The sequence below is a fragment of the Comamonas nitrativorans genome (assembly GCF_042654765.1).
GTDB lineage: Bacteria > Pseudomonadota > Gammaproteobacteria > Burkholderiales > Burkholderiaceae_C > Comamonas > Comamonas nitrativorans.
Window position 1 is genome coordinate 193732 of record NZ_JBHSEW010000004.1, and the last position, 19318, is coordinate 213049.

Sequence of the window (19318 nt, forward strand, 5' to 3'; positions counted from 1 at the left end):
TTATTTATTTATCGGCGCAAGCAGCTCTTGTTTTTCATCAAATCCGGCAAAAGCCTGTTGCAGCGCGGCATCCACCGCGGGCAGTTGCGCGGCCACGGCGGCCTCGCGTTCGGCGTTGCGCGGGCGCTGGGCGGCGGCCCAGACGGGGGCAGGAAAGTGGCTGTCCCAGTCGTAGCGGGCAATGATGTGCCAGTGCAGGTGCGGCACGACGTTGCCCAGCGCGGCGAGGTTGATCTTGCCGGGTTGCAGTTGCCGGCGCAGCACCTGTTCGGCCAGCGCCACGGCGTCCATGCAGTGCTGGCGCTGGGCGGCGGCGAGGTCGGAAAACTCGGCCACGTGCGCGTTCCAGACGATGCGGTAGAAGGCGGGAAAGCCCGCCTCGTCGGCGCGGATGAGGCGCAGGTTGGCGCCTTGCCAGACGAGCTGGCCGCCCGCTTCGTTGCACAGCACGCAGGTCATAGCAGCACCTTCTCGATGCCGCCGTTGTTGGCGCGTTGCACGAATTCGGGCATCCAGTTCTTGCCGAGGATTTGGTTGCACATTTCGATGACGATGTAGTCCGCTTCCAGCAGGCCGGTCTGCAGGTCGTTGGCGTAGCGCGAGACGCCTTGCAGGCAGCTGGGGCAGCTGGTCAGGATTTTGATGTTGTCGGTGGCGCCGACGGCGCCGCTGTCGCGCAGCTGGGCTTCGCCCTTTTTGATTTCCTGCTCCTTGCGGTAGCGGATTTGCGTGGAGATGTCCGGGCGCGACACGCCCAGCGTGCCCGATTCGCCGCAACAGCGTTCGCTCTTGATGACCTTGTCGCCCACCAGCGCCCGCACGGTCTGCATCGAGTCGCCCTGCTTCATGGGGTTGTGGCAGGGTTCGTGGTACAGGTAGCCGCCCTGGCCTGCGGGCAGGGTGATGCCTTTTTCCAGCAGGTATTCGTGGATGTCCACGATGCGGCAGCCGGGGAAAATCTGGTCGAACTGGTAGCCGGCCAACTGGTCGTAGCAGGTGCCGCAGCTGACCACCACGGTCTTGATGTCCAGGTAGTTCAGCGTGGTGGACAGGCGGTGGAACTGCACCCGGTTGTCGGTAATCATCTTGTCCGCCTGCTCGAACTGGCCGCCGCCGCGCTGCGGGTAGCCGCAGCACATGTAGCCGGGCGGCATCACCGTCTGCACGCCCGTGTGCCAGAGCATGGCTTGCGTTGCCAGCCCCACTTGGCTGAACAGCCGCTCGGAGCCGCAACCGGGGAAGTAGAACACCGATTCCGTCTCGGACGTGGTGGTCTGCGGGTTGCGGATGATGGGGATGTAGTCCTTGTCCTCGATGTCCAGCAGGGCGCGGGCGGTTTTCGTGGGCAGGCCGCCGGGCAGCTTTTTGTTCACGAAGTGGATCACCTGCTCCTTGATGCTGGCCTTGCCCACGGTGGCCGGGGGGCGCTGCATTTGCGGCTTGGCGACGGTTTTGAGAACGTCCACCGCCAGCCGCTGGGCCTTGTAGCCGACGCCGACTACGCCGCTGCGCAGCAGCTTGATGGTTTGCGGCTCGGTGGTGTTGAGCAGCGCCATCGCCAGCTTGCTGCCGGGGTTGAAGCTTTTCTTGTCCATCTTGCGCAGCAGGTTGCGCATGTTCATGGATACGTCGCCAAAGTCGATCTTCACCGGACAGGGGGTGAAGCACTTGTGGCACAGGGTGCAGTGTTCGGCCACGTCTTCAAACTCCTGCCAGTGGTGGCTGGAGATGCCCCGGCGCGTCTGCTCCTCGTACAGAAAGGCTTCGACCAGCAGCGAGGTGGCCAGAATCTTGTTGCGCGGCGAATACAGCAGGTTGGCTCCCGGGATGTGCGTGTTGCACACCGGCTTGCACTTGCCGCAGCGCAGGCAGTCCTTGACCGATTCGGCAATCGCGCCGATGTCGCTTTGCTGCATGATGATCGACTCGTACCCCATCAGCCCGAAGCTGGGCGTGTAGGCGTTGGTCAGGTCGGCAAACATCAGCGCCTCGCGCGGCGATTCGGCGGGCACCAGGCCGCTCTTTTCACGAATCAGCTTGCCCCGGTTGAAGCGCCCGTGCGGGTCGATGCGCTTCTTGTAGTCGGCAAAGGGGGCCAGTTCTTCGTCCGAGAGAAACTCCAGCTTGGTGATGCCGATGCCATGCTCGCCCGAGATCACGCCGTCCAGGCTGCGGGCGAGCTGCATGATGCGGCCCACCGCCTCGTGCGCGGTTTGCAGCATTTCGTAATCGTCGCTGTTCACCGGGATGTTGGTGTGGACGTTGCCGTCGCCCGCGTGCATGTGCAGCGCCACCCACACGCGGCCTTTCAGCACGCGCTGGTGGATTTTGTTGAGTTCGGCCAGCACGGGCTGGAAGGCCTGGCCGCTGAAGATTTGCGCCATCGGTGCCTTGAGCTGGGTTTTCCAGCTGGCCCGCAGGCGATGCTCCTGCAAGTCCGGGAACAGCGTGGCGACGTTGGCCAGCCAGTCGGCCCACTGGGCACGCACCGTTTGCACCAGCGCCTGGGCCTGATGGACACGGTCTTCCAGCAGTTCGGCGGCGGAGATGCGGTCTTCGCTCTGGCCCAGCGGCAGCTCGCCCTGGGCGAGAAACTCCAGCAGCGCATCGCACAGCGCCAGCTTGTTGCGCAGGGACAGCTCGATGTTGATGCGCTCGATGCCGTCGGTGTATTCGGCCATGCGCGGCAGGGGAATCACCACGTCCTCGTTGATCTTGAAGGCGTTGGTGTGCTTGGAAATGGCGGCGGTGCGCTTGCGGTCCAGCCAGAATTTTTTCCGCGCCTCGCTGCTGACGGCGACAAAGCCTTCGCCGCTGCGCGTGTTGGCGATGCGCACCACTTCGCTGGTGACGCGGGCCACCTCGTCGGCATCGTCGCCCACGATGTCGCCCACCAACACCATCTTGGGCAGCTGGCCGTTGCCCTTCTTGCTCTTGGTGGCGTAGCCCACGGCTTTCAGGTAGCGGTCGTCCAGGTGTTCCAGGCCCGCCAGCAGCACGCCGCTGCGCTTCTGCTCCTCGAACATGTAGTCCTTGATCTCGACGATGCTGGGCACGGCCAGCTTGGCGCTGCCGAAAAACTCCAGGCACACGGTGCGCGTATGCGCGGGCATGCGGTGCACGACCCAGCGGGCGCTGGTGATCAGCCCGTCCGTGCCCTCTTTCTGCACGCCGGGCAGGCCGCTGAGGAACTTGTCCGTCACGTCCTTGCCCAGCCCTTCCTTGCGGAACTTGTGGCCGGGGATGTCCAGGCGCTCGGTACGCAGGGGCGTCTTGCCGTCGGCCTGGAAGTAGGCCAGCTCGAAACTGGCTACCTCGGCATCGTGAATCTTGCCCAGGTTGTGGTTCACGCGGGTAACTTCCAGCCACAGCCCGTCGGGCGTGACCATGCGCCAGGAAGCCAGGTTGTCCAGTGCCGTGCCCCACAGCACGGCCTTTTTGCCGCCGGCGTTCATGGCGATGTTGCCGCCGATGCACGAGGCCTCGATCGACGTGGGATCGACGGCAAAGACAAAGCCCGCCGCCTCGGCTGCCTCGGCCACGCGCTGGGTGACCACGCCCGCTTCCGTCCACACGGTGGGCACGGGTTTGTCCAAACCGGGCAGCTGCACCATCTCCACGGGGGTGATGGCGTCCAGCTTCTCGGTGTTGATGACCACGCTGCGCCAGGACAGCGGAATCGCCCCGCCGGTGTAACCGGTGCCGCCCCCACGGGGGATGATAGTCAGCTCCAGCTCGATGCAGCCCTGCACCAGGGCGGCCATTTCCACCTCGGTATCGGGCGTCAGGACGACGAAGGGGTATTCCACGCGCCAGTCGGTGGCGTCGGTCACGTGGCTGACGCGCGACATGCCGTCGAACTTGATGTTGTCCTTGTGCGTCAGCTTGCCCAGCGTCTTGCGCACCTGCTCGCGCAGCTGGCCGGCCTGGGCGAACATGCGCTCGAACTCCTGCACCGCCCGCTCGGCCGCCTGCACCAGCTCGCCCACCAGGGCGTCACGCTCGGCATCTTCCTGCGGCTGGCGGCGCTTCTGCACCTCGGCCAGCCGGTGGCGCATGGCCTGCACCAGCTGGCCGCGCCGCTCGCTGCTGTGCAGCAGATCGTCTTGCAGATAGGGGTTGCGCTGCACCACCCAGATGTCGCCCAGCACCTCGTACAGCATGCGGGCCGAACGGCCCGTGCGCCGCTCCGAGCGCAGCCGTTGCAGCACCTCCCAGGCACGGTGCCCCAGCAGGCGAATGACGATCTCTTTGTCGGAAAACGAGGTGTAGTTGTACGGAATTTCGCGCAGGCGGGCAGGCTGTGCTGCGGCGGCCAGCACAGCGGACTGTGCAATCGGTGCATTCATGGGGGTGGGGCGGGCTAAAGCCGGGTAGGGGCCGGGCACGGCGGCGGGCACCGGGCGGCCAGAACTTCAAAAGCTGGCGATTTTAAGCCAGGGGGCAATTCCCGCTGGGCCGGTTGTCCCGGCAAGCGGGCAGGGCTACCATCGAAAAATGTCGTCTACCTCTGCATGGCCCTACCCGCGCTGGATTGCCCACCGGGGCGCGGGCGCCCTGGCCCCCGAGAACACGCTGGAAGCCTTCCGCCTGGGCGCCCGGCACGGCTGGCGCATGTTCGAATGCGACGCCAAGCTGTCCGCCGACGGGGTGCTGTTTCTGCTGCACGACAGCACGCTGGAGCGCACCACCAACGGCCACGGCCCGGCAGGCCGGCACGGCATGGGGGCGTTGGCGCAACTGGATGCCGGCAGCTGGCACAGCCGCGCCTACGCCGGGGCCGCCATCCCCACGCTGGAAGCCCTGGTGCGGTTCTGCCTGGCCAACGGCCTGCTGCTCAACGTCGAGATCAAGCCCAACCCCGGCCAGGCGTGGCAGACCGGGCAGGCCGTGGGCGAGCTGCTTGCCCGCCTGTGGCCGGACGACCGGCCTGCGCCGCTGCTCTCGTCCTTCCACCCGTCGGCCCTCGACGGCGCACGCAGCACCGCCCCGGCGCTGCCGCGCGGCCTGCTGGTGGACGACTTTGCCACTGGCAGCACCGACGGCGATGCCGCCCTGGCCCAGGCCGCCGCGCTGGAGTGCCGCGCCCTGATCCTGAACTACCGGCTGTGGCTGGAACACCCCGCCCTGGTCGCCCAGGCGCACGGCGCGGCCCTGCGCTGCCTGGGCTATACGGTGAACGACCCTGCCGACGCCCGGCGCCTGATCGGGCTGGGCGTCGATGGCCTCATTACCGACCGCATCGAGCTTTTTGTTCCTGACTATCCGGGCGATTGCCGCTGAATGCGCCTGTTTTCCCTTCTCGTCGCACCTGTGAAGGCGGGAACTGCGCGGGAATAACTACTTTAAAAATAGCTTGTTCCGTATGAAAACAAAGGGATTCAGATAGTTCTATATCTGAATCCCTTTATCTATCATCGGTAAAAGCTACTTTATTTGATGCCCGCTGCCCGGTACGCCTGCTGGAGCTGGGCCACATTGTTCAGCAGCGCGGTGGGGCCGCTGCTGCCCATCAGGTACCAGCCCTTGGGGTCGAGAAACACCACCTGCCCCTTTTGCCCGGCGGGCGTGGCCCTGACCTGGGCGTTGTCGAACACCTTTGGCGACGGAATGATCTCCCCGCCGCCCGCTGCCGAACCGACGGCGGTGTTGCGGTCGATCACGTAAATCCACTGCGGTTGCAGCTTGGCCAGATCGTCGAAGGTATACGCCGGGCCGCCGCGTGCGGGCACATCCTGGGCGGTGAGGGCCGACTTCGCGCCCAGCACGTCGAACAGCAGGCCAAAGCGCGAGCCGGGCGCCTGCGGCATGATTTTTTCGTTGATCGCCATCAGCAGCACCCCCGGTGCGGCCTGGCTGGACAGGCGGCGCAGCTCGGCCACTTCCTGGTTGATTTTGTCTACCAGGGCTTTGCCTTGGGCCTGCTTGCCGTACAGCCTGGCGATGTCGGTGATGTTGCGCTCCAGGTCGTGCAGCAAATGATCGCCGCGTACGCTGAAATCCAGCACCGGGGCCAGTTTGCCCAGCGTTTGCGCTTTGGCGGCAGAGCGCCCGCCGACGATGATGAGATCGGGCCGGATTTTGCTCAGGGCATCGTAATCCGGCTCGAACAGCGAGCCGGCAACGGTATACCGGGCGGTGTAGTCCGCCAGGTATGCGGGGAACTGCGCCTGCGGGCCGCCTGCGGCGGGAATGCCCAGGGCCTGCAGGATTTCCAGAGCGCCCAGGTCGTAGGCCACCACGCGCTGGGGCGCCGTGCTGTGTGCGTGGGTGCTGTTCTGGGCAGTGGTCGTCGTAGTGGCGGAGGTCATTTGCGCTTGGGCCGCACCTGCGGACAATAGGGCAGCGGCGGCCAGCGCAAAAATGGGGCGGTTCATCACGGTGGGCATGGGTAGAGTCTCCAATATTCGATAAATAAAAAAAACCAGCCCTGGCATGGCAAGGGCTGGTTGCAAGCCGATCAATGGTGTTTAAAAGCCTGCCGTGACGTTGAACCAGTAGCGGCGGCCATCGTATTGAGCGTTGTAAGTGGCCTGGTCTACTTGCTTGTCAAACAGGTTATAGATGCCAGCGCCCAGCTTCACGTTCTTCGTCACAGCGTAATTCAGCCCCAGATCGACAAAGGTGAACGACGGTGTGCCTGGGACCATGGTGGTGCGGCTCAGGGATTCGGAGGTTTTGCTGCGGAAGTTCACCCGGCTCCAAACACCTAAACCCTGGGTAGCTTTCCAGTCCACAGTGGCGTTGAGCATGTGTTTGGGCATTTTGTTGAGCGGCTGACCTTTGAAGGCGCCGCTCTTTTGCTCCGAACGGGTATAGGTGTAGTTGGTTGCCAGGCGCAGGTCGTCACGAATAGACCAAGTGGCCGTGGCTTCAATGCCGCGCATATTGGCCTTGTCGACATTCACCCGGTTGCTGATGAATTTGTAAGCTGTACCGTCAATGACACAGTTACCTGTAACGATGGCTGTGCCGTTACCAGCTGTGTCCGAGCAATCGCGTATTTCAGTAATTTTGTCTTTGAAGTCGGTGTTGAACAGCGTGAAGCTGGTACTGAAGTTGTGGCGGTTGTCCCACAGCAGGCCAATTTCCTGGCTGGTGCTTTTTTCTGGTTTCAGGTTGGGGTTGCCGACAATAACGGCGGGGTCGCCACCGCCGCCAGTGATTTGTCCCCAGTCAGCCACGGCAGCGCGTAGCGCCGGTGCTTTGAAGCCGGTGGAGATGCCGCCCTTGACATTCAAATGCTCCGTCGCTTTCCACACACCGTACAGGCGCGGTGTCCAGTGCGTGCCGTAGTTTTCATCCTTGTTCATGCGCAGACCTGCCGTCAGCGCAAAGGTGTCGGTCATGCTCCATTCGTTTTCGGCAAACAACGCCCACTGGTAGCGTTTGAGCATACTGACCGGGTTCGCCGTGACCAGTTGGTTGCCCTGGTCTTCCAGTTTCTCGTGCTTGTACGAAACACCCAGGGTCATCAAATGTCGCCCGCCGCCCAGCGGTGCGGTCAGTTGGCTGTTGAACTCGGTGTTTTTGATGTTCATGTCCCGACCTGGGTTGTCGATTTCCTCCAACTGCAGGTAGGTGGTCGATGTACCCACGGCCCAGCGCCCGGTGTGAGTCAGGGCGTATAGCGTTTTGTCATAGTCGCTGTGCGAGACGGTATTGGGTTTGCCCCTGTTGAGTAGAGCCGCACTGCGGCCAGGCGTGGATGTGCGCTCTTGCTTGGTGTGGCTGGCTTCAAAGACAAAATCGTGGTCTTTATTCGGCGCGGCACTCAGTTTGATGGTGCCCGAGCTGGTGTCCTGCTTGTTGAAGCCATTGAGAAAGCGGTCTTCATTGCGGCGTGATTTCTGACCGTAGATTTGCAGGCCCAGCACATCATCCTTGATCGGCCCGCCCAGATAAAAGCCGCCCTGGTACATATCGCCAGCATCCGAAGCTTCCTGCTGGGTTGTTTCGGCCCGCAGTTCACCGGACCAGGCTTTCGGCACTTTGCGAGTAATGATGTTGATGACCCCACCCATTGCGTCCGAGCCGTACAGCGAAGACATCGGCCCGCGTACCACCTCGATGCGCTCGATGGCGCTGATCGGTGGCAACCATCCTTGCTCAATGCCCGGCCCGTCACTGTTGGGGCGAGTTTCGCGCGAGTTCTGACGTTTGCCATCCACCAAAATCATGGTGTAGCTGGCAGCCATGCCACGGATGCTGATGTCGCTGCTGCTGCCTCCGCCCGTTACCACCACACCGGGAACATCCTTCAACGCGTCGGTCACGTCACGGTAGGCCTTTTTCTCCAGTTCCTGGCGGGGGATGACGGTGATCGACGCGGGTGCGTCCTCGACTGCCTGCTCAAAGCCCGAAGCGGTAACGACCACTGCATCCAGCACTTGCGTGCTGTCTGCTGTCTGCTGCGCGAACACCGTAGAGGACAAACTCAGTGCCATCACAGCAGCGGCCACGGAGGAAAGGGAAGAAGTAGGGAATTGAGGGGTCATAGTTAATAAAGTAAATAAGAATTGTTATCGTTATTTTATTCATGATTCTTTACGAAACTTTGCAAAGAACCATGGATGTTGTATCCCGGCAACATTTCATTGCTTTCATGCGGTTGTATGCAACCGCAAAGCCTGCAAGCGCCTGCAAGCAATGAGCGCTTTGGTTACCCCTCTTGCGCCGCTGTAGCAGTTGTTAGCGCGGGGGGCTCCTAGCATCCGTGGGTTTTTGCAAAGGAGTTTCCCCATGGCCGTATCCCCCCCGTTTTTCAGCAAGCGCGAACCCGAACCCCTGCAGCCGCGCAGCCCCGGTGTGGGCAGCAGCCCGCTGGCCAGCGCCCCGCAACGCCCGGCCGGGGTGGCGTACAGCCCGGTCAGCGCTCCTGCGCAGGGCACGGCCCCGGAAGGGGGCAGCAAGCTCACCGTCGGGCCGAACATCAAGCTCAAGGGCGTGGAGATCACCGATTGCGACACTCTGGTGGTGGAGGGCACGGTCGAGGCCACGATGGATTCGCGCGTCATCCATATTGCCGAGCAGGGCGCTTTCCGTGGCGCGGTGGAGATCGACATTGCCGAGATTTACGGCAGCTTCGACGGCGACCTGACGGTGCGCGACAAGCTGGTGATTTTTGGCACGGGCCGCGTCAGCGGCAAGATTCGCTACGGCAAGCTGGTGATCGAGGAGGGCGGCCAGCTTTCCGGCGAGATTGCCGTGGGCACGGACAGCAAGCCCCGGCTGAAGGCCAGCATCGGCAACGGCACCCCGGCAGCGGTTGCGGCCACGCCTGCCGCTGCCGGGTAATTCACGGTTTCATGGTGATGCGGTGGCCGCGCCGCTTTGCTGTTGCAGCGCCCACATGCTGGCGTAGCGCCCGCCCTGGGCCAGCAACTGGGCGTGGCTGCCGCGCTCGACGATGCGGCCACCGTCCAGCACGATGATTTCGTGGGCATCGACCACGGTCGACAGGCGGTGGGCGATGACCAGGGTGGTCTTGCCTGCGGCGGCCTGGTGCAGCTCGGCCTGGATGGCGCGTTCGTTGGCCGAATCCAGGGCGCTGGTGGCTTCGTCGAAGATCAGAATCGGCGGGTTTTTCAGCAGCGTGCGGGCAATGGCCACGCGCTGTTTTTCTCCGCCGGAAAGTTTCAGCCCGCGTTCGCCCACGGTGGTGGCGTAGCCCTTGGGCTGGGCGGCGATGAAGTCGTGGATGCGGGCGGCGCGGGCGGCGGCTTCGATGTCTTCCTGGCTGGCGTTCGGCTTGCCGTAGGCGATGTTGAAGGCGATGCTGTCGTTGAACAGCACCGTGTCCTGCGGGACGATGCCGATGGCGCGGCGCAGCGATTGCTGGGTGACGGCGCGGATGTCCTGCCCGGCGATGGTGATGCGGCCCTGCTGGATGTCGTAGAAGCGGTAGAGCAGGCGGCTCAGGGTCGATTTGCCCGCGCCGGAGGGGCCGACGACGGCGACGGTCTTGCCCGCCGGTATCTCCAGGCTGATGCCGTGCAGGATGGGGCGTTCGGCCTCGTAGGCGAAGTGGACGTTCTCGAAGCGCACGGCGGGCGCGTCCAGCCCGGTCAGGGCGGTGGCGCCGGGGGCGTCCTGCACTTCCTGCTGCTTGTCCATGAGGGTGAACATCTTGTCCAGGTCGGTCAGGTTCTGCTTGATCTCGCGGTAGATCACGCCCAGGAAATTGAGCGGCATGTAGATTTGCAGCATGAAGGCATTGACCATGACCAGATCGCCCAGGGTGAGCTGCCCGTCCACCACCCCCTGCGTGGCCCGCCACAACATGGCGACCAGGGCCACGGCGATGATGAGCTGCTGCCCGCCGTTGAGCAGCGACAGGCTGCTGCGGCTCTTGAGCTGGGCGCGGCGCAGCTGCTCCAGGCTGGTGTCGTAGCGCTGCGCCTCGAAGGCTTCGTTGTTGAAGTATTTGACGGTTTCGTAGTTCAGCAGGGAATCGACCGCCTTGGTGTGCGCGGCAGAGTCGAACTGGTTGGCCTGGCGGCGAAACTGGATGCGCCATTCCGTCACCATGACGGTGAAGGCCACGTAGGCCACCAGAGCTGCCAGGGTGATGAGGGCAAAGCCGATGTCCAGCTTGTGCCCCAGCACGGACAGCACCAGCAGCACCTCGATCAGCGTGGCGACGATGTTGAAGAAGGCGAACGACACCAGCGATTCGATGCCGCGCACGCCGCGCTCGATGTCGCGGGTCATGCCGCCGGTCTGGCGCTCCAGGTGAAAGCGCAGGCTCAGGGCGTGCAGATGCCGGAAGGTGGACAGCGCAATCGACCGCGCCGCGCCGTGCGTGGCCTTGGCAAAGACAAATTCGCGCAGCTCGTTGAACAGCGAGTTGGCAAAGCGCAGCGCCCCGTAGGCCAGCAGCAGCCCCACGGGCACGACCAGCAGGGCCTGGGCGCTGGCGGCGGGCACGTCCATGGCGTCCACCAGCCGCTTCAAAACCAGGGGCACGCCGACGTTGGCGCTTTTGGCGGCGACCATGCAGGCAATGGCGATCAGCACGCGCCACTTGTATTGCCACAGATAGGGCAGCAGCCGGGCAAGGGTGCCCCAGTCGCCGGGGCGGGCAGAGTCCTGGCTCGGTTCAGCAGTGGGGCGCATGGGGGAGAATTTGCAGCTTCAACATTGAAGGAATTGTCTCCCATGAATACTGACAAATTCACCTTGCAAGCGCCGCCTGCCGATCAGGAGCTGGTACTCAAAGTGATTCCCATGCCGGCCGACTGCAACGCCAATGGCGATATTTTTGGCGGCTGGCTGATGTCGCAGGTCGATCTGGCGGGCTGCATCCTGCCCATGCGCCTGAGCCAGGGGCGCATGGCCACGGTGGCGGTGAAGGAGTTCTTGTTTACCCAGCCCGTGCGCGTGGGCGATCTGCTGTCGTTCTACGCGAAGATCGGCCGCGTGGGCACCACTTCGGTCACGGTGGAAGTGCAGGTGCTGGCCCAGCGGCTGGCCACGCAAAATGCCTATGTGCAGGTGGCGCACGCGGTGCTGACCTATGTCGCCATCGACGAAGAAGGCCGCCCGCGCCCGGTGGCGGCCTGATTGGGTTCGATTTTGCGTGCAGCAGCGCGGGTCAATGCCGCTCGCGCACCGTTACGTCCTTGTCGTGACTGATGGTGTGTTTGGCCGTGAACGCGCTGCTGGCTTGCGCCGCCAGCTCCTGTTGCCATAGCACCAGGCCGGGCTGTCCGCCCCAGGCCGTGTCGGCGGGCTGCGGGGTGTAGGCGGACTGCACGCGGATGGCGGCGTTTTGCGTCACCGGCGCGGCATCCAGCACCTGCACGGTGATGGCCCGGGGGTGGCGGTTTTCCACGGTAAAGCGGCGTTCAATGCTGCGCTCGCTGCGTCCGCTCATGAAGCCGGTGGCGCTGGTCAGTTCCTGCACCGGTTCGCTGCGCACGGCGATGCGGTCATCGCGGCCAAAGGACAGGCCCAGGCGTTCGAAATCGCTGGCCTGCGGGTCGAACCGGCCCTGGCCGACGGTGGCATTGTCGCGTTCCAGCGCAATCGGGCCTGCGGGCCAGTCGCCCGTCAATGTGGGCAGTTGCGCGACCAGCCAGGCGTGCGGCTCCAGCGCCGGGGCGGTGCGGGCCAGCAGGGTGACGGGCAGGCTTTGCGCTCCCAGGGCCAGGGTGACGCGCTCTCCGCCCGAAGGCACCGTCACCCGTTGCGGCAGGGCGAACTGCGTGGCGTAGGCGCCCTGCGTCGTCACCGGCTCGAAGCTGGGCAGCGGTGCGGCGGCGCTGCGCATGGTTTTGAGCATGGGGGCTGCCGGGGCCGGCATGGCATCGGCGCTCATGGCAGCCATGGCGGCTTCGGCCTGGGGCCGTGGGGGTTCGGGGGGCGGCACGTCCAGCGTCCAGGGGCGCGGCAGCGGCCCCTGGGTGGTCGTCAGGGGCTGGCCGGTGGACAGGGTCAGCGCCACGCCGCGCCAGTCCTCGCCCGTGGTCTGGGCCACCAGGGCCAGGCGCTCCAGCGTCACCTTGGCGCTGCTGCTGTCCAGGCGGGCGCGGTAGCTGGGCGACCAGCTCGGGCCGCGCACCTGGTAGGTCAGGCGCACGTCGGCATCGCTTGGCGTGGCCAGGGTGACGCGCACCACGGCCACTTCGGCGGCCTGCACGCTGCCTTGCTCGGCCTGCACGCGCTCCAGGGCGCGTTGGCGTTCTTCCAGCGTGCGCTGGGCCTGGTGCAGTTGCGTGAGGGTGTTCAGGGCCGAGCGGCGCAGCGCATCGGCCTTCGCGCCGATCTGGGCGTTGGCCGTGCCGTCCTTGGCAGCGGGGGCACCGGCCTGGGTGTTCAGCCAGGTCTGTGCCAGCTCCAGCGCCTGCACTTCGGCCTGGGCACGGGCCAGATCGTCCTCGGCGCTGCGGATGCGGCTGTCCAGCGCGTCGGCGCAGCCGGTGGCGATGCGGCGTTCCACCGTCTGCACGTTCACTTCGCCAATGCGCACGTTGCTGGCGCTGCGCACTTGCAGGCTGCGGGCATCCAGTTGCGCGGGCAGGCAGGCAAACACGGCCTGGGTGCTGCCTGCGGGCACTTGCAGCACCCGCTCCACCGTGGCGCTGCCGGGGTACAGCGTGACGGCGGCGATGGTGGAGGTGGCGCTGGCGGTGCTTTGCGCCCCGGTAGCGGGCGCGATGACCGCCAGAGCGGCCAGCGCCAGAGCGGAATGAAGAAAAGGGGACGATGGCATGGCGAGCAGCCCTTTATGTGCGAGGTTGGCTGCCGGACGTCGGCATGAAGTCAGCCGGAGGGCGGACAGCGGCAGCATGGTGGGGATGCTAACGGCTGCTGCTGCGCCGCTGTCGTATCTATTTGTCGCTGCCGGGGCAGAACTTCAGCATTCGCTGAAGTTAGGACGGCGTTTTTCCATAAACGCGGAAAACGCTTCTTTGGCCGCCGGGCCGCGCAGGAGCTGGCCGAAGGTCTGGCCTTCCTGGCTGATGCGTTCCAGCAGGGCGGGCTGCTGGCCCTGCTTCATCAGGCGCTTGGTGGCGACCAGGGATGCCAGGGGCTTGGCGGCCAGCTTGCGTGCCTGCGCCTGAGCGTAGGCGTTGCATTCGGTGGGCGGCAGCACGCGATTGACCAGGCCGACTTCCAGCGCGGCTTCGGCCATGAAAGGCTCGCCCAGCAGCAGGGCTTCAGCGGCGCGGTGGTAGCCCAGCATTTGCGGCAGCAGCAGGCTGGAGGCCGCCTCGGGGCACAGGCCCAGGTTCACGAAGGGCAGGGAGAAGGCGGCGTTGTCGCCCGCGTAGACCAGGTCGCAATGCAGCAGCAGCGTGGTGCCGATGCCGACCGCCGGGCCGCAGACCGAGGCCAGCATGGGCTTGCTGAAACCGACCAGGGCACGCAGGAAGCGGAACACGGGCGCATCTTCATTGGTGGGCGGGTTGTGCAGGAAGTCGCCAATGTCGTTGCCGGCGCTGAACACGGCCACGTCGCCCTGGAACACCAGCACGCGCGTGGCCGGGTCGGCATCGGCCTGGGCCAGCGCATCGGTGAGCTGGGCGTACATGGCTTCGGTGAAGGAGTTTTTCTTCTCCACGCGGTTGAAGGTGATGGTGGTGACACCGGCTTCGGTGTGGATGAGGAGGTCTTGGTGCATGGGGGTCATTCCTTGTAGTAAACGATTTGGTGGCTGGTGGCCAGCAGTAGGCCGCCAGCGTCCCAGATTTGCGCGGTCTGGTCAAAAAAGCCGTTGCGCAGCGCCTGCGCGTCGGCCTGGCCCAGCACATGGGCGTCGCCCTGGGCGGCCAGCTGGGCGCTGTCGGCGTGAAAGTAAACGGTCAGCGACACGGTGCCCACAGGCACGGGCCGTGCGCGGTGCAGCCAGACACGCGGGATGAAAACATCGCACAGCGCCGTCAGGCTGGCGAAGTCCAGCGGGCGCGGCGGCACGTCGCGCACCCACAGGCGGCTTTGCGTGGGGTGCTGGCCGTCGTCCCAGGTGGCGGGCAGGTTGCCGCTGACCATGCGCCAGTCGTAGCGTTGCAGCCAGGGCATGGCGCGGCGGGCGTCGAATGCGGGGCAGTCCAGTGCCGGAGGCACGGCGGGGGCGGCGATCACGTCGGCGCTGACGGTTGCGCGGCGTATGGCCGTCACCACCGTGGCGGTGCTGGAGACGACTTCCGCGCCGGTTTCGGCATCCGTCTGGCGCAGTTCCACCAGCCAGTGCTGGGTGGTGCGGTTGGTGCGCACGGCGCGGGGCACGAGGTGCATGGCGCCATCCTTCACCGGCCCGGCAAAGTTCACCGTGAGCGACAGCGGCTGGCCCAGGCAGTCCGGGTGTTGCAGCACGCTGTGCAGCAGCAGGGCGGCGGTGGCACCGCCGTAAGGGCCGACCATGTTGGCGTAGCCCGCATGGGTGTGGGCGACAAAGCTGCCATCGGCCTGGGGCTGAAGGTGCAGCATGGCGTCCAGGGGGTGTTGCTGGGTCATCGCGATTCCTTGGGGTGAAAAATGTCTTTAAGAGTAGTAGCTTCCATCGCATGAATTTAAAGGATTTCAGATATAAAAATACCTGAAATCCAATGAATGCAAGCGGTAAAAGCTCCTTTTAAAGAAGTAAATCGTCTTCGTAAAAAAACCCGCCAGGGCCAGGCCGCAGGCGGGTAAACGCAATGAACTACTTATTTGGCAAGGCGGTTTACAGCGCCTCGAAAATCCCGGCTGCGCCCTGGCCGGTGCCGATGCACATCGTCACCATGCCGTACTTGCGCTTGTGGCGGCGCAGGGCGTGGATGGTGGTGGCAGCGCGGATGGCGCCGGTGGCGCCCAGCGGGTGGCCCAGGGCGATGGCGCCGCCCATCGGGTTCACGTTGGCCGGGTTCAGGCCCAGGGTGTTGACGACGGCCAGCGACTGGGCGGCAAAGGCTTCGTTCAGCTCGTACCAGCCGATGTCGTCCGATTGCAGACCGGCGTAGCGCAGTGCGGCGGGAATGGCCTCGATGGGGCCGATGCCCATGATTTCCGGCGGCACGCCACGGGCGGCGTAGCTGACGAAGCGGGCCAGGGGCGTGAGGCCGAATTGCTTCACGGCCTTTTCGCTGGCCAGGATCAACGCGCCTGCGCCGTCGCTGGTCTGCGAGCTGTTGCCGGCGGTGACGCTGCCGCGTGCGGCAAACACCGGGCGCAGTTTTGCCAGCCCTTCCAGCGAGGTGTCGGGGCGCGGGCCTTCGTCCAGGTTCACGGTGCGGCGTGTTTCGATCACTTCGCCGGTCGCCAGATTCGGGCTGCGGTCGATGATTTCAAACGGCGTGATCTCGTCGGCAAACTCGCCTGCCTGTTGGGCTTTGATGGCCCGCAGGTGCGATTCCAGCGCAAAGGCGTCTTGCGCTTCGCGGCTGACTTTCCACTGCTGGGCGACTTTTTCAGCGGTCAGGCCCATGCCGTAGGCAATGCCCACGTCTTCATCGCGGGCGAACACGGCGGGGTTGAACGATGGCTTGTTGCCGCCCATGGGCACCATGCTCATGGATTCGGCGCCACCGGCGATCAGCACGTCGGCCTCGCCCACGCGGATGCGGTCGGCGGCCATCTGGATGGCGGTGATGCCCGAGGCGCAGAAACGGTTCACCGTCACGCCGCCCACGGGGTGGGGGAAGGCCAGGCCCATGACGATACGCGCCATGTTCATCCCCTGTTCGCCTTCGGGGAAGGAGCAGCCGATGATGCTGTCCTCGATCGCCTTGGGGTCGAGCGTGGGCACCTGTGCCATCGCGCCGCGCACGGCGGCCAGCAGCAGATCGTCCGGACGGGTGTTTTTGAAATAGCCACGGCCCGAGCGCCCGATAGGGGTGCGCGTAGCGGCAACGATGTAGGCTTCTTGAACTTGTTTCATAGTGATATTTCTCCTTGCCGCATTAGTTGCGCACAGGCTTGCCGGTGTTGAGCATCCCCAGGATGCGCTCGTGCGTCTTGGGCTGGGCGATCAGGTGGCAGAAGGCCTTGCGCTCCAGCGCCAGCAGGTATTCCTCGGTCACCAGGGTGCCGCCGTCCACTTCGCCGCCGCAGACCACTTCGGCAATCATGCGGGCGATCTTGAAGTCGTAGGCGCTGATGAAGCCGCCGTCGCGCATGTTCACCAGCTGGGCCTGGATGGTGGCAATACCGTTGCGCCCGGCCACGGGGAACAGGCGCTTGACGGGGGCACGCCAGCCGCTGGCGGCCAGGGCCTTGGCCTCGTTGATGGCGGTGAACAGCACTTCGTCCTTGTGCGGCACGATCACGTCGCTGTCCAGCAGGTAGCCCAGCTTGCGTGATTCGATGGCGCTGGTGCCCACCTTGGCCATGGCGGCGGCGGTAAAGCCTTCGGTCAGGAAGGGCAGGATGTCCTTGCTGGTGCTTTGCTGCATCTTCTCGGCAGCGCGGCGGGCGATGTAGGTCAGGCCGCCGGCACCGGGAATCAGGCCCACGCCCACTTCCACCAGGCCGATGTAGCTTTCCATGTGCGCGACACGGCGGGCGCTGTACACAGCCAGCTCGCAGCCGCCGCCCAGGGCCATGCCGTGGATGGCCGAGACGACCGGCACCTGGGCGTAGCGCAGGCGCATCATCAGGGCTTGCAGTTCGCCTTCGATGCTGTCGATGGCATCCGCGCCGCCGACGACGAAGGCCGGCATGGTGGCTTCCAGGTCAGCACCGACGGAGAACGGCGCATCGCCCGACCAGATGACCATGCCCTGGTATTCGTTTTCGGCCAGCTCGACGGCTTCCATCAGGCTTTCCATCACTTCGGGGCTGATGGCGTGCATCTTGTTCTTGATGCTGGCGATCAGCACCTGGCCGTCCAGCGTCCAGGCACGCAGGGCCTTGTTTTCAAACAGCGTGGTACCGGCGGTTTTCCAGTCGGGCAGGCTGTCTTCGCCCAGCAGTTTTTCAGGGAACAGCTGGCGCTCGTACACGGGCAGCACGCGGCGGGCGACGAACTTCTGTTCGGCAGCATTCCACGAACCTTGTGCGGTGTGCACGCCACCGGCTTCGGCCACGGGGCCTTCAAACACCCACTTGGGCAGCGGCGTGTTGCACAGGGCTTTGCCGGCGTCGATGTCTTCTTGCACCATCTTGGCCACTTGCAGCCAACCGGCTTCCTGCCACAGCTCAAACGGGCCTTGCTTCATGCCGAAGCCCCAGCGCATGGCCTGGTCCACGTCGCGGGCGGATTCGGCAATCGTGCCCAGGTGGATGGCGGCGTAGTGGAAGCTGTTGCGCAGAATGGCCCACAGGAACTGGCCGGGTGCGCCTTCGGCGTTGCGCAGCAGTTGCAGGCGCTCGGCCGCCGGTTTTTTCAACATGCGGGCGTACACGTCGTCGGCTTTTTGGCCGCCGGGTACGTAGTCTTCGCTCTCCAGCTCAAAGCGCAGGATGTCGCGGCCCACTTTTTTGTAGAAGCCTTTTTTGGTCTTTTGGCCCAGGTGGCCCAGCTCAATCAGCTTGGCCAGCACGGCGGGGGTTTCAAAGCTGCCGTAGAAGGGGTCGGTCTCCAGGCTCAGGTTGTCCTGCAGCGTCTTGATGACGTGGGCCATGGTGTCCAGGCCCACCACGTCGGCGGTGCGGAAGGTGCCCGACGAGGCGCGGCCCAGCTTTTTGCCGGTCAGGTCGTCCACCACGTCATACGAAAGGCCGAAGTTTTCCACCTCTTTCATGGTGGAGAGCATCCCGGCAATGCCGATGCGGTTGGCGATGAAGTTGGGCGTGTCCTTGGCCCGCACCACGCCTTTGCCCAGGCCGCTGGTGACGAAGGCTTCGAGCTGGTCCAGCACCACGGGCTGGGTGGTGGGCGTGGCGATCAGTTCCACCAGCGGCATGTAGCGCGGGGGGTTGAAAAAGTGGATACCGCAGAAACGGGGCTTGATCGCCTCGGGCAGCACTTCGGAGAGCTTGGTGATCGACAGGCCCGAGGTGTTGGATGCCACGATGGCGTGCTTGGCCACGAAGGGGGCGATCTTGGTGTACAGGTCCAGCTTCCAGTCCATGCGCTCGGCAATGGCTTCGATCACCAGATCGCACTCTTTCAGGAGCTTGAGGTGTTCTTCGTAGTTGGCCGCCTGGATCAGATCGGCATCTTCGGCCACGCCGATGGGCGAGGGCTTGAGCTTTTTCAGGTTGGCGATGGCCTTGGTGACGATGCCGTTTTTCGGGCCTTCCTTGGCGGGCAGGTCGAACAGGATGACGGGCACTTTCACGTTCACCAGATGGGCGGCGATCTGCGCCCCCATCACGCCCGCGCCGAGAACGGCGACTTTTTTCACGTTGAATCGGGTCATAACTTAGGTTTCCTTGTTATTGCACGCGCACCCAGGTCTGGGTACGGCCAAAGGGGCCGATGGAGCCGCGCACTTCCAGCTTCTGACCGCCTTCGATGGGGGTCAGGCGCAGGGTGTAGAACTTGCCGTTTTCGGGGTCGAGAATCTTGCCGTCCTCCCACACATCCTTGTCGGCGGCTTTCTTCGCGCCCTGGATGATGGGCAGGCCCACCATCGGCTGGTTCTTCAGTGCGTCCTTGCATTCCACGCACAGGGCCTTGGGATCGGCGCCGGGGCGCAGGAGCTGGTCGATGCGGCCTTCCAGCACGCCGCCCTGGTCGGCAATGACGATTTGCGACTTGGGCTGGCCGGTCTTGTCGTCCATGCTCTTCCACGTACCGACGGGCGTCATCTGGGCCAGGGAGGGCAGGGCCAGGGCGGATAAAGCAATAGCTGCCAGCGCTTGCAGTTTCTTCATTTCAAATATCTTTCTATTCAAAAATAAGGCGTAGCAAGCGCTACGCGCTATTATTTTCTAAGAACCTGTTCGT

The 19318-nt window shown here is 64.5% G+C and carries 14 protein-coding genes; 3 read left to right on the top strand and 11 right to left on the bottom strand.

Going from position 1 to position 19318, the window contains the following annotated elements; all coding sequences use genetic code 11:
• Both ACFO3A_RS06350 and ACFO3A_RS06355 read right to left on the bottom strand, forming a co-directional pair.
• Window positions 1–459, bottom strand: coding sequence for an HIT family protein (locus ACFO3A_RS06350; protein ID WP_377724942.1), 459 nt, complete (start codon window positions 457–459; stop codon window positions 1–3).
• On the bottom strand, window positions 456–4349 hold the full coding sequence (locus tag ACFO3A_RS06355; protein WP_377724943.1) for a DUF3683 domain-containing protein: 3894 nt from the start codon (window positions 4347–4349) through the stop codon (window positions 456–458). Before ACFO3A_RS06355 ends, ACFO3A_RS06350 begins: the two co-directional genes overlap by 4 nt.
• Before the next feature lie 148 nt (window positions 4350–4497).
• Between ACFO3A_RS06355 and ugpQ the strand changes: the two genes are divergently transcribed.
• Window positions 4498–5283 carry a glycerophosphodiester phosphodiesterase gene (gene ugpQ, locus ACFO3A_RS06360; protein WP_377724945.1) on the top strand — a complete coding sequence of 262 codons (786 nt, stop codon included), beginning with the start codon at window positions 4498–4500 and terminating at the stop codon, window positions 5281–5283.
• A gap of 149 nt (window positions 5284–5432) precedes the next feature.
• Here ugpQ and ACFO3A_RS06365 read toward each other — a convergent pair whose 3' ends face one another.
• Window positions 5433–6389, bottom strand: a complete 957-nt coding sequence (locus ACFO3A_RS06365; RefSeq protein ID WP_377724947.1) for a siderophore ABC transporter substrate-binding protein — start codon at window positions 6387–6389, stop codon at window positions 5433–5435.
• Between the two features lie 81 nt (window positions 6390–6470).
• Window positions 6471–8498, bottom strand: coding sequence for a ligand-gated channel protein (locus ACFO3A_RS06370; RefSeq protein ID WP_377724948.1), 2028 nt, complete (start codon window positions 8496–8498; stop codon window positions 6471–6473).
• 244 nt (window positions 8499–8742) lie between these two features.
• Here ACFO3A_RS06370 and ACFO3A_RS06375 point away from each other — a divergent pair, with 244 nt between their 5' ends.
• Window positions 8743–9297, top strand: coding sequence for a bactofilin family protein (locus ACFO3A_RS06375; protein WP_377724949.1), 555 nt, complete (start codon window positions 8743–8745; stop codon window positions 9295–9297).
• Window positions 9298–9306: 9 nt separating this feature from the next.
• Here the strand turns inward: ACFO3A_RS06375 and ACFO3A_RS06380 are convergent, their stop codons facing one another.
• A complete protein-coding gene (locus tag ACFO3A_RS06380; protein ID WP_377724951.1) occupies window positions 9307–11118 on the bottom strand; it encodes an ABCB family ABC transporter ATP-binding protein/permease in 1812 nt (603 codons plus the stop codon).
• Window positions 11119–11160: 42 nt separating this feature from the next.
• Here ACFO3A_RS06380 and ACFO3A_RS06385 point away from each other — a divergent pair, with 42 nt between their 5' ends.
• A complete protein-coding gene (locus ACFO3A_RS06385) occupies window positions 11161–11565 on the top strand; it encodes an acyl-CoA thioesterase (protein WP_377724952.1) in 405 nt (134 codons plus the stop codon).
• A 31-nt stretch (window positions 11566–11596) separates the two neighbouring features.
• On the opposite strand, the gene ACFO3A_RS06390 is transcribed toward ACFO3A_RS06385, so the two are convergent.
• The 6 genes from ACFO3A_RS06390 to ACFO3A_RS06415 all read right to left on the bottom strand — a co-directional run bounded on the left by ACFO3A_RS06390 (window position 11597) and on the right by ACFO3A_RS06415 (window position 19245).
• The gene (locus tag ACFO3A_RS06390) at window positions 11597–13216 is read right to left on the bottom strand and encodes a DUF4139 domain-containing protein (protein ID WP_377724954.1); all 1620 of its coding nucleotides are present in this window, start codon (window positions 13214–13216) and stop codon (window positions 11597–11599) included.
• A gap of 144 nt (window positions 13217–13360) precedes the next feature.
• The gene (locus ACFO3A_RS06395; RefSeq protein ID WP_377724955.1) at window positions 13361–14137 is read right to left on the bottom strand and encodes an enoyl-CoA hydratase; all 777 of its coding nucleotides are present in this window, start codon (window positions 14135–14137) and stop codon (window positions 13361–13363) included.
• Window positions 14134–14961, bottom strand: a complete 828-nt coding sequence (locus ACFO3A_RS06400; protein ID WP_377724957.1) for an acyl-CoA thioesterase — start codon at window positions 14959–14961, stop codon at window positions 14134–14136. The genes ACFO3A_RS06395 and ACFO3A_RS06400 overlap by 4 nt, the downstream gene beginning before the upstream one ends.
• A 208-nt stretch (window positions 14962–15169) precedes the next feature.
• Window positions 15170–16363 (bottom strand): acetyl-CoA C-acyltransferase, encoded by a 1194-nt coding sequence (locus tag ACFO3A_RS06405; protein WP_377724959.1) that lies wholly within the window; start codon window positions 16361–16363, stop codon window positions 15170–15172.
• A gap of 22 nt (window positions 16364–16385) precedes the next feature.
• Complete coding sequence (locus ACFO3A_RS06410) at window positions 16386–18788, bottom strand: 3-hydroxyacyl-CoA dehydrogenase/enoyl-CoA hydratase family protein (RefSeq protein WP_377724960.1); 2403 nt, start codon at window positions 18786–18788, stop codon at window positions 16386–16388.
• Between the two features lie 16 nt (window positions 18789–18804).
• A complete protein-coding gene (locus tag ACFO3A_RS06415; RefSeq protein ID WP_377724961.1) occupies window positions 18805–19245 on the bottom strand; it encodes a DUF2147 domain-containing protein in 441 nt (146 codons plus the stop codon).
• Window positions 19246–19318: the final 73 nt, after the last annotated feature.